At 68.9% G+C, this 10,565-nt stretch carries 9 protein-coding genes; 7 read left to right on the plus strand and 2 right to left on the minus strand.

Going from position 1 to position 10,565, the window contains the following annotated elements; all coding sequences use genetic code 11:
- From QM624_RS07180 to pcrA, 3 genes are all read left to right on the plus strand, one after another.
- A partial coding sequence (locus tag QM624_RS07180; RefSeq protein ID WP_415090238.1) for a sensor histidine kinase occupies nt 1–1,032 on the plus strand: 1,032 nt, incomplete at its 5' end.
- The gene (locus tag QM624_RS07185; RefSeq protein WP_415090240.1) at nt 1,029–1,694 is read left to right on the plus strand and encodes a response regulator; all 666 of its coding nucleotides are present in this window, start codon (nt 1,029–1,031) and stop codon (nt 1,692–1,694) included. The genes QM624_RS07180 and QM624_RS07185, both read left to right, overlap by 4 nt.
- A gap of 501 nt (nt 1,695–2,195) precedes the next feature.
- Nucleotides 2,196–4,619: a DNA helicase PcrA gene (pcrA, locus tag QM624_RS07190; RefSeq protein ID WP_415090242.1), complete on the plus strand. Its 2,424-nt coding sequence runs from the start codon at nt 2,196–2,198 to the stop codon at nt 4,617–4,619.
- 76 nt (nt 4,620–4,695) lie between these two features.
- On the opposite strand, the gene QM624_RS07195 is transcribed toward pcrA, so the two are convergent.
- Nucleotides 4,696–5,487 carry a M23 family metallopeptidase gene (locus tag QM624_RS07195; RefSeq protein WP_415090244.1) on the minus strand — a complete coding sequence of 264 codons (792 nt, stop codon included), beginning with the start codon at nt 5,485–5,487 and terminating at the stop codon, nt 4,696–4,698.
- Nucleotides 5,488–5,698: 211 nt separating this feature from the next.
- On the opposite strand from QM624_RS07195, the gene sucC reads away from it, so the two are divergent.
- The 4 genes from sucC (at nt 5,699) to QM624_RS07215 (ending at nt 8,807) form a co-directional block, all read left to right on the plus strand.
- A complete protein-coding gene (gene sucC, locus QM624_RS07200) occupies nt 5,699–6,871 on the plus strand; it encodes an ADP-forming succinate--CoA ligase subunit beta (protein ID WP_415090246.1) in 1,173 nt (390 codons plus the stop codon).
- A 14-nt stretch (nt 6,872–6,885) separates the two neighbouring features.
- A complete protein-coding gene (gene sucD / locus QM624_RS07205; RefSeq protein WP_415090248.1) occupies nt 6,886–7,773 on the plus strand; it encodes a succinate--CoA ligase subunit alpha in 888 nt (295 codons plus the stop codon).
- A gap of 149 nt (nt 7,774–7,922) precedes the next feature.
- A complete protein-coding gene (locus QM624_RS07210) occupies nt 7,923–8,072 on the plus strand; it encodes a type IV toxin-antitoxin system AbiEi family antitoxin domain-containing protein (protein ID WP_415090250.1) in 150 nt (49 codons plus the stop codon).
- 57 nt (nt 8,073–8,129) lie between these two features.
- On the plus strand, nt 8,130–8,807 hold the full coding sequence (locus tag QM624_RS07215; protein ID WP_415090252.1) for a hypothetical protein: 678 nt from the start codon (nt 8,130–8,132) through the stop codon (nt 8,805–8,807).
- A 96-nt stretch (nt 8,808–8,903) separates the two neighbouring features.
- Here the strand turns inward: QM624_RS07215 and QM624_RS07220 are convergent.
- A partial coding sequence (locus tag QM624_RS07220; RefSeq protein WP_415090254.1) for a hypothetical protein occupies nt 8,904–10,565 on the minus strand: 1,662 nt, incomplete at its 5' end.

The raw sequence follows: 10,565 nt of genomic DNA on the forward strand, positions 1-10,565 counted from the left end.
CCCGGCCTGGACGCGGCGGGGCGTCGCGGGCTGCGCACCGTGCAGGGGCCGGCCCGGGTGCCGGCCGATCTCGGGGTGATGTCGGCGGTGGCACTGCTCGGGGCTGGGCTGCTGTGGCTGGTGCAGTCCGCAGGTGTCGGGCTGCCGCAGGGCGTGTTGTGGCCGGCGTTGGCCGGCACCGTCGGGCTGATGCTGATCTGGTGGCAGGCCGACCACATCTCCAACCGGTCGATCCGGCGGCAGACCGGGGTGCGGCAGTGGTTCGCGCCGCTGATCGCGCACTGGTCGCGGATCGTCCGGATTCTGCTCGGGCTGGCCGGGCTGGGCACCGGGATCGCGCTGGTGGTGGTGCAGTTGCCCGCGATGTCCGAGACGGCCCGGACGCTGCTGGTGCTGGGGCTGGTCGTGGTGACGTTGTTGCTGGCCGCGGCGCCCTGGTTCATCCGGGTGCGACGTTCGCTGACCGCGGCCCGCGAAGAGAAGATGCTGGCCGACGCGCGGGCCGACATGGCCGCCCACCTGCACGACTCGGTGCTGCAGACATTGGCGCTGATCCAGCGGCAGGCGTCCGACCCGAAGGCGGTGACATCGCTGGCCCGGCGGCAGGAACGTGAGCTGCGGACCTGGCTGTACGGCGAGACGACCGATGCGGCGTCGGTGAAGGCGGCGCTGGTGGCTGCCGCCGCCGAGGTGGAGGACGACCACCGCGTCGATGTGGAGATCGTGGTGGTCGGCGACCGCGACCTGGATCCCGAGCTGAAGTCGCTGGTGCAGGCCGCCCGCGAAGCGATGACGAACGCGGCCCGGCACGCCGGGGTGGCGAAGATCGACGTGTACGCCGAAGTCGACGAGCGCCTGGTGGAGGTGTTCGTCCGGGATCGGGGCCGCGGCTTCGTCCTGGAGGAGGTTCCCGCCGACCGGATGGGCGTCCGCGGCTCGATCATCGAGCGATTGCGGCGTGCCGGGGGCAATGCAACGATTCGAAGCGTTCCCGAACAGGGCACCGAGGTACGACTGGAGATGAAGCGATGACCGAGCAGCAGACGAATACCCAGGCCGGCCGGCGGGTGGTGATCGTCGACGACCACGCCATGTTCCGCAGCGGGGTGAAGCACGACATCGGCTCACGGGTGCACATCGTGGGCGAGGGCGAGGACGTCCCGACCGCGGTGGCGGCGGTGCTCAAGGCGCAACCGGACGTGGTGCTGCTCGACGTGCACCTGCCCGGCGGCGGCGGTGTTGAGGTGCTGAAGCAGGTGCACACCACCGAGCCGGAGATCAAATTCCTGGCGCTCAGTGTTTCGGACGCCGCCGAGGACGTGATCGGGGTGATCCGGGCCGGCGCCCGCGGGTATGTGACCAAGTCGATCTCGGCCGATGAACTGGTGGACGCGATCGGCCGGGTCGCCGAGGGGGACGCGGTGTTCTCGCCGCGGCTGGCCGGCTTCGTGCTGGACGCCTTCTCAGGCTCGATCGACATCTCTGCCGTGGACGAGGAACTCGACCGGCTCTCCCAGCGCGAGCGTGAAGTGATGCGGCTGATCGCCCGCGGCTACGCCTACAAGGAGATCGCCCGCGAGCTGTTCATCTCGATCAAGACCGTCGAGACCCACGTCTCCAGCGTGCTGCGCAAGCTGCAGCTGTCGAACCGGCACCAGCTGACCCGCTGGGCCACCGATCGCCGGCTGGTCTGAGCGACGGTGGTCGGATCTCCGAGGCCCCGGCGTTCGCCGGGATGACGGGGTCGTCATCCCGGGCTTGCCCCGGGATCTCCGTGACCGCGTGGAGTACGCAGCCGATCGGAAGGGTGGAGTTCGCGGTGAGAACTGAGGTACGCGTCGCCCAGGTCGTCTGTGGTTTCGTTCGAGATCCAGGTCAGATCCCCGGGTAGGCGGGGATCGGTAGGCGACCCATCACGAAGCCGGATGAGTTCGACGCGGGAGATGGACTGTCCGCTCGGCGGGTCGGTGCGCCGGACCTTTACGACCCGCGCTTGGCTACCGCTCACCTCCGGCGGGTAACCACGGCCACGTCTGCCGGCGGACAGGCCGCGCAGTAGGCCGCGCAGTCGGTGCAGCGCCGATCGAGTGTGCCGGACCATACGTCAAGGTATCAACCGGCGTCCGTTGGGGTCATCCTCGGATCGGCCGGTCGGCGTCCGGCTGTCGGAGGCAGCGCTTAAGGTTGGGGACGCGATGACCGACACCCTGTTTCCGGACCTGTTCAACTTCTCCTCCGAACCGGCCGCACCGGCGCAGGCCGGGGCGGCACCGGCGTCCGAGCCTGCCGGCGAGGGCCAGCCGCGGCGGCAACGGATCACCGAGGCGGAGTTGCTGGCCGACCTTAACCCGCCGCAGCGCGAGGCGGTGCTGCATGCCGGGGGACCGGTGTTGGTGGTGGCCGGTGCGGGCTCGGGCAAGACGCGCGTACTGACCCGCCGGATCGCGCATCTGGTCAGCTTCCGGAAGGTGCACCCGGGGTCGATCCTGGCGATCACCTTCACCAACAAGGCGGCCGCCGAAATGCGGCACCGGGTGGTCGAGATGGTCGGCAACCGGGCCAAGCTGATGTGGGTCTCCACCTTCCACTCGGCGTGCGTGCGGATGCTGCGGGCCGACATCCACCGGTTCGGGATCAGCCGTACCTTCTCGATCTACGACGACACCGACGCCAAGCGGCTGATGCAGCTGGTGTTGCGCGACGCCGAGGTCGATCCGAAGCGGTACCCCGTCCGCACCGTGATGAACTGGGTGTCGAACTGCAAGAACGAACTGGTCGATCACGAGACCGCCGCGGCGAAGGCCGAGACGGCCAACGAGAAGATCTACGCCGACGCCTATCGCGAATACCAACGGCGGCTGACAACGGCGAACGCGCTCGACTTCGACGACCTGATCATGACCACCGTGCACTTGCTGCAGGCCTTCCCCGACCTGCGCGAGCAGTACCGGCGGCGCTTCCGGCACGTGCTGGTCGACGAGTACCAGGACACCAACCACGCCCAGTACGCGCTGGTCCGAGAGCTGTGCGCCGAACTGCCGGTGCCGGACGGCATGGCCGCCGTCGAGCCGCCCGAGTTGATGGTGGTCGGCGACTCCGACCAGTCGATCTACGCCTTCCGGGGCGCCACCATCCGCAACATCCTGGCTTTCGAGGCCGACTTCCCGGGTGCCACCACGATCGTGCTGGAGCAGAACTACCGCTCGACGCAGACCATCCTGAACGCCGCCAACGCGGTGATCACCCGCAACCCGGGGCGTCCCGAGAAGCGGCTCTGGTCGGACGCCGGCGACGGCGAGCGGATCGTCGGCTGGGTCGCCGACACCGAGCACGACGAGGCGCAGTACGTCGCCGACGAGATCGATCGGCTGACCGACGACGGCATCGCCAAACCCGGCGACGTGGCGGTGTTCTACCGCACCAACGCCCAGTCCCGTGCCTTCGAAGAGGTGTTCATCCGGGTCGGCATGCCGTACCGGGTGGTCGGCGGCGTCCGGTTCTACGAGCGGAAGGAGATCCGTGACGCGATCGCCTACCTGCGCTCGATCGCCAACCCGGCCGACGACGTGTCGGTGCGGCGCATCCTGAACACGCCGCGGCGCGGCATCGGCGAGCGGGCCGAGGCGGCGATCGAGGCGCTGGCCGCGGCCGAGCGGATTCCGTTCGGGGCGGCGCTGGCGCGGGCGTCCGAGGCGACGGGACTGGCGACCCGCTCGCTCACCCAGATCCAGTCCTTCGCAACCATGCTGGGTGAGCACCGGGCGATGATGGACGCCGGCGACGCCGCCGACACGATCCTGACCTCGATCCTGGAGAAGTCCGGCTACATCGACGAGTTGAAGAACTCCGACGACCCGCAAGACGCCACTCGGCTGGAGAACCTGATCGAACTGGTCTCGGTGGCACAGGAGTTCGTCTCGGCAGCGCACACCATCGACCTGCCCCCGGACGGCGGCGAGCTGGCTTCCGCGGCTCCGGAACCGGACGATTCGCTGCCGGCGTTCCTGGAGCGGATCGCTCTGGTCGCCGACTCCGACCAGATCCCGGACGCCGACGGCGAGGGCGCCGGGGTGGTCACCCTGATGACGCTGCACACCGCGAAGGGCCTGGAGTTCCCGGTGGTCTTCCTGACCGGCTTCGAGGACGGCATCTTCCCCCATCAGCGCACGCATGAGAGCAAGGACGAGTTGGAGGAGGAGCGCCGGCTGGCGTACGTGGGAATCACCCGGGCACGACAGCGGCTCTACCTGACCCGGGCCGTGGTGCGCACCATGTGGGGGTCGCCGCAGTACAACCCGCCCAGCCGGTTCACCGACGAGATCCCGCAGCACCTGTTCGACTGGCGGCGGCTGGGGACGGCGCAGGTCGGGTTCGCGTCGCGGGCGAAGGCGCGCACCGAACAGGCCTGGCGCAACACGGTCAGCTACGGATCGAAGCCGTCACTGCCGAAGCCGATTCCGACCCTGGAGCCGGGTGACCGGGTGCTGCACACCCATTTCGGGATGGGTTCGGTGGTCGCGGTGAGCGGCCGGGGCGACGCGACGAAGGCGGACGTCGACTTCGGCAGTCACGGGGTGAAGCGGCTGAGCCTGAAGCACGCCCCGATGGAGAAGCTCTGAGGGTTGATCGGGCTCATCATTGATTGAGCTTGTCGAAATCTGGGTCTCGACAAGCTCGACCAGCGGTGGCGGGTTACTACTTCTTCAGGTACGGGACCGGGTCGACGCCCTTGCCGTTCTTGTAGACCGAGAAGTGCAGATGGCAGGCGGTGGAGATGCCGGTGTTGCCGACGGTGCCGAGCAGTTCGCCCTTGTGCACCTTCTGGCCGACCTTCACGACGATCTTGTCCATGTGCAGGTAGGCGGTTTCGAGCTTGGCGCCGTGGACCTTGCCGCCGTCGATCCGCACGTTGTGACCGGAGCCGCCGTTGTAGCCGTCCGGGACGACCTTGGTGACCTTGCCGTCCTGCGCGGCCCAGATCGGCTGGCCGCACTTGCCGCCGATGTCCTGGCCGTTGTGCATGCGGTAGTAGTGCAGGATCGGGTGCAGCCGCATGCCGAAGCCGGAGCCGAACTCGCCGGCGGTCGGCATCAGGAACGACGACTTGTCGTTGAGCAGCTTGGACTGCTCACTGATCTTCGCGACCGTGGCGTCCAACTCGTTGGTCCGGCTGTCCAGGGCGGCGTTGCGCTGGCTGGTGGCCAACTCCTGTGCGGTGCCGGTGAGCTCGTTGGTGCGGGCCTGGGCCAACGCCTGCGGGGCCTGTGGGCGGGAGGCGTCCCGGCTGAGCTGGCCGTCGCGGGCGTCCATCGCGGCCCGGTCGAAGCCGCCGAGGGTCGGCTGCGGCACGGGCGCGGCCGACGACGGGGTGGCGATGTGGGAGAGTCCCAGCACGAGGGTGCCGATGGCCGCTGTGGCCAGGGTGCCGCGGAATACTCGAGAACGAATCCAGCTGGTCGCCTGGGGTTCAGCCTCGGTTGGGCGCACGCGATCTCCTTGTTGCAAAACGTTGGTGTGGCGTCCGAGAACCGGACACACAGTTACCTTAGCATTTCTTAGAGAGATCTCAGAAATCGAGGTCTCAGGCTGTCCTGCGTCCGGCACTGGTCCGCCGCGGCGCGTGAGGGGTGCGGGGTCTGGCGTGCCGCACTATCGTGATGCTGGCCCCCGCGGGGCAAAACCAAGAGACGGAGTTGTGGTGGATCTATTCGAGTACCAGGCGCGAGATCTGTTCGAGGCACATGGGGTACCGGTTCTGCGGGGCATCGTCGCCCGCACCCCTGAAGAGGCCGAGCAGGCCGCTCAGACCCTGGGAACATCGGTCGTGGTGGTCAAGGCTCAGGTGAAAACCGGTGGCCGCGGCAAGGCCGGGGGCGTCAAGCTGGCCCGCAGCCCACAGGAGGCGCGCGAGCGGGCGTCCGAGATTCTGGGCCTCGACATCAAGGGCCACATCGTTGAGAAGGTGATGATCGCCGAGGGCGCGGACATCGCCGACGAGTACTACTTCAGTCTGCTGCTCGACCGGGCGAACCGCAGCTACCTGGCGATGTGTTCGGTCGAGGGCGGCATGGACATCGAAACCCTCGCCGAGGAGCATCCCGAGAAGCTGGCCCGCATCGAGGTCGATCCGCTGGCCGGGCTCGACCAGGCCAAGGCCGACGAGATCGTCGCCGCCGCAGGCTTCGCCGAGGCCGATCGGGCCGAAGTCGCCCGGGTGCTGACGCTGCTCGGTGACGTGTACCGCGAGAACGACGCCACCCTGGTCGAGGTGAACCCGCTAGTGAAGACCGGCGAGGGACGCATCCTGGCGCTCGACGGCAAGGTGTCCCTGGACGCCAACGCTTCGTTCCGGCACGCCGACTGGGACGCGCTCTCCGACGAGTCGCGCGACGACCCGCTGGAGATCCGGGCCCGCGAGCGCGGCCTCAACTACGTGAAGCTGGACGGCAGCGTCGGGATCATCGGCAACGGTGCCGGCCTGGTGATGAGCACCCTGGACGTGGTGGCCGGCGCGGGCAAGGAGTTCCCGGGCAGCCCGACCCCGGCCAACTTCCTCGACATCGGCGGCGGTGCGTCCGCCCAGGTGATGGCCGACGGACTGGACATCATCCTCTCCGACCCGCAGGTGAAGGTGGTCTTCGTCAACGTGTTCGGCGGCATCACCGCCTGCTCCGAGGTCGCCAAGGGCATCATCGCCGCGCTCGAGATCCTGGGTGACAAGGCCACCAAGCCGATCGTCGTCCGGCTCGACGGCAACGCGGTCGAGATCGGCCGGCACATCCTGACCGAGGCGGCGCACCCGCTGGTGACGATGGAACTGACCATGGACTCCGCCGCCCGCAAGGCCGCCGAACTGGCCAGCAAGAACTGAAAGGACATCAGTCGATGACGATCTGGCTGGACCAGAACTCCAAGGTCCTCGTACAGGGCATGACCGGCTCCGAGGGCCGCAAGCACACTCAGCGAATGATCAGCTCGGGCACCCGCATCGTCGGTGGCGTCACCCCCGGCAAGGGCGGGCAGACGGTCACCTTCGAAGAGGATCCGGTGCCCGTGTTCAACTCGGTCGCCGAGGCCAAGGAGGCCACCGGCGCGAACGTGTCGGTGATCTTCGTGCCGGCCGCCTACACCAAGAAGGCCGTCTTCGAGGCGGTGGACGCCGGCATCGAGCTGGTGGTGGTGATCACCGAGGGCGTCCCGGTCAAGGACACCGCCGAGTTCTACACCTATGCCGCCAAGAGCGGTGTGACCCGGTTGGTCGGCCCGAACTGCCCGGGCCTGATCAGCCCCGGCAAGTCGAACGTGGGGATCATCCCGGCGGGCATCGCGAACTCGGGCCGGATCGGCCTGGTCAGCAAGTCGGGCACGCTCACCTACCAGATGATGTTCGAACTGGGTGACATCGGCTTCTCGTCCGCGGTGGGCATCGGTGGCGACCCGATCATCGGCACGACGCACATCGACGCCCTCGCGGCGTTCGAGGCTGACCCCGACACGGACTGCATCGTGATGATCGGCGAGATCGGTGGCGACGCCGAAGAGCGGGCCGCCGCCTACATCGCCGAGCACGTCACCAAGCCGGTGGTCGGCTATGTGGCCGGGTTCACCGCCCCCGAGGGCAAGACGATGGGCCACGCCGGCGCCATCGTCTCCGGCTCCAAGGGCACCGCCCAGGCCAAGAAAGCCGCACTGGAAGCGGCCGGCGTCAAGGTCGGCCGGACGCCGAGCGAAACCGCGTCCCTGGTGCGCGAGATCATGGAGGGCCGGGACTGACCCGGTCTGCACCACCTGGCTGACACCAACGGGAGCCACTGTCGCTTTGCAGAGCGGCAGTGGCTCTCGTTTGTGTCAGTGACCATGAGCCCTCCCCAGACTGATGGCATTTTGACCAGTTCGGGTCGGTCTGGACGCACACTGTGGGCGTGATCCCTCCCCATCTGGTCGCACTCGCGATGTTCACCACCCAGCAGGCGAAGGCAGCTGGGGTCACCGACTTCGAGTTGCGGCAGGCGACTCGTGACGGCGTCCTGATCAGATTGAAGCGGGGCTGGTACACGGGCAGCAGGCCGTAGTGGCCGTCCGACCTGCATCGGCTGCGCGTCCGGGCGGAGTTGGCTGATCGTGACGATGTGAGGGCCAGCCACTACTCGGGCGCTGTGCTGATGGGGTTGCCGGTCCATCGTCCGGACTGGAACCTGATCCATCTGATGCGGACGGCGCCCGGCCCGGCAGCCTGTCGGCGCACGGTGGTGATTCATGCCTGTGTGGACGTGCCAGCTGAACTGGCGACGGCGCTGGTGGTCGCCCAGACTGCGCTCGATTCGCCGGAATCCGGCCTGATGGCGCTGGATGCCGCGCTGGCCAGGGATGTGGCGTCCAAGCCCCAGGTACGGGTGGTGGCCGAATCCCTGGCGGGCTACCGGGGCTATGGGCACCTGGACACGGTGCTTCGGCTCGGTGACGGGCGCCGGGAGTCACCGTTGGAATCCCGGACGGCGTTGACCCTGGACGCCTGGGGCTTCGAGATGCAGCCGCAGTTCGAGGTGCCGGGCACCCTGTACCGAGCGGACGGGAGGATCGTCGGCACCCGGGTGCTGGTCGAGAGTGACGGCCGGGGCAAGTATCAGGATCAGGCGGCAGTGATCGCCGAGAAGGCACGCGAGGACGACCTCCGGGCCTTGGACTGGCAGGTGGTGCGGGTGACCAGCGATCTGTTGGACACGCCGGCGAAGCTGATGGGCCGGCTACGCGCCGCGCTGGTGCGGGCGGGTGCGCAGTGGCCGGCGCACGGACGTCGGCTCGGCTGACTGACACAAACGGGAGCCACTGGCGCTCAGCAGAGCAGCAGTGGCTCCCGAAGGTGTCAGTCAGTTCACGGAGCCTCGGCGGGGGCGGACGGCGGCTCAGGGGAGCTGGGTGACCCGCTGGGTGGCCCGGCCGACGATGCCCTTCCAGGCGTCGTCGCTGAAGTCGAAGCTGCCGGAGGGGTTGGCCAGCAGGTAGACCAGCCGGTTCCCTACCACCGCGACGCCGACCCGGAAGTTGACCGTCTTGGAGTCGCTGATCCGTTGCGTGACCAGGTAGCTGGTGGCGTTCAGGTCCTTGCCGTCGAGGGAGGGCGCCTTGACCCCGGTGCTCTTCACGGACGCGGTGCGGGTGCGGTCGCCGCAGCCGTCGAAGTTCTTGGCCAGCTGCTTGGCCATCGCACTCGCCGTCGAGGCCTTGCTGAAGCCGTAGACCACCTCGTCGATGCCGAAGCCGTCCGCCGGTGCCTTCGCGTCGTTGGTCAGCAGGTAGATGCGATGGGCGGACGAGGTGGCGCCGGGCAGCTTGTTCAGGTCGACGTTCTCGCACTGGCTGCCGACCAGTTTGGGTGCCTGCGGATCGGTGGCGGTCCACTTGCCGGCCCCGGCGGTGATCCGAGGCAGGTCCACCCAGGCCAGCCAGCCGACGGTGTCGGTGACCGGCGGGGTGGTGCCGATCATCGCCGGTTTCTTCGACGGGCAGGTGCCGGACGCCTGGCCGCACTGCCGTCCCAGCGACGCGGTCGACGCGGTGAGCAGGGTCCCGGCGGCCAGACTGTCCGACTTGGCCGGGGTGGCGCCGTCGACGATGGACACGAAGCGCCCGGTGCGGGCGAACAGCAGGTTGTGGGTGGCGCCGTCCGAGGTCTGCACCGACAGTGCCGTCGCGACGTCGGCGAAGCCGGTCACCCGCTGGGTGCTGCCCAACAGGCTGTCCTCGCACGAACCCGCCTGGGTGACGAGCGCGCTGTACGCCGTGGTGGCCGAGTTGGCGTCCGGCCAGGCCTGCACCACCTGAAGCAGGCTGCCGCCGCCCTTGCTGGCGGTGAACAGGTGATTCAGTTCGGAATCGGGGGAGCCGCCACCCGCTGCGGACAGCTCGACGCAGGCCGGTTGCCGCGGCACGCCGGGGCTGGCCGACTGGTCCTGTAGCGCCCAGCTGACGCCCTTGCGGAGCTTCCCCAGCTCGGTGGCGGTGATCAGTTCGGCGTCGGTCAATGCCGGTGCTTGGCTGGCCGAAGCGCTGGGCGAGGGGGTCGCGGACTCGCTGGCGGCGGGGGAGGCGGTGCTGCCGGGCCGTTGGACGGCGAGCCAGATGACCAGCCCGATGATGACGACAGCGGCGATGCCGCCGAGCAGCCAGGTGAGCATCTTTCGCCGATCGCCCGGTGCGGGAGCGACGCCGGCTTCGGAGCCGGTGTCGATGGGCGGACGGCTGCCGCCACCGGCGTCCGGCTCGGTCTCGGGCGTCTGATCGTCGTCGGCATCGGCGTTCTCGCCAGCCTCGCCGTCCGAGGCTGCGCTCGGCGCCTCATCGGGTGTGAACGGCGACGACACGCTGACCGCGGAGCGCCGCGGGGCCGCACTCTGCCAGCCCTCCGGGAGATCCTCGGCCGAGAATCGGCGCCCGGCGGCCGGCGGCTGTGCGGGCTCGGGCAGTGCCGGGGCGGGCGGCGGGATCGGCGTGCTCACCTCGGGGGCGTCCGGAGCCGCGTCGGTGCTGGCGGTGGTGGTGGAGTCGGTGGCAGGCGCCCAGGCGCG

This window comes from Micropruina sp. (assembly GCF_047606365.1).
In the GTDB taxonomy this organism is placed as follows: Bacteria; Actinomycetota; Actinomycetes; order Propionibacteriales; family Propionibacteriaceae; genus Micropruina.

What these genes read in the sequence shown, in the direction of transcription:
- QM624_RS07185 (WP_415090240.1), top strand. Translation starts at nt 1,029, where the DNA reads ATGACCGAGCAGCAGACGAATACCCAGGCCGGCCGGCGGGTGGTGATC.
- pcrA (WP_415090242.1), top strand. Translation starts at nt 2,196, where the DNA reads ATGACCGACACCCTGTTTCCGGACCTGTTCAACTTCTCCTCCGAACCG.
- sucD (WP_415090248.1), top strand. Translation starts at nt 6,886, where the DNA reads ATGACGATCTGGCTGGACCAGAACTCCAAGGTCCTCGTACAGGGCATG.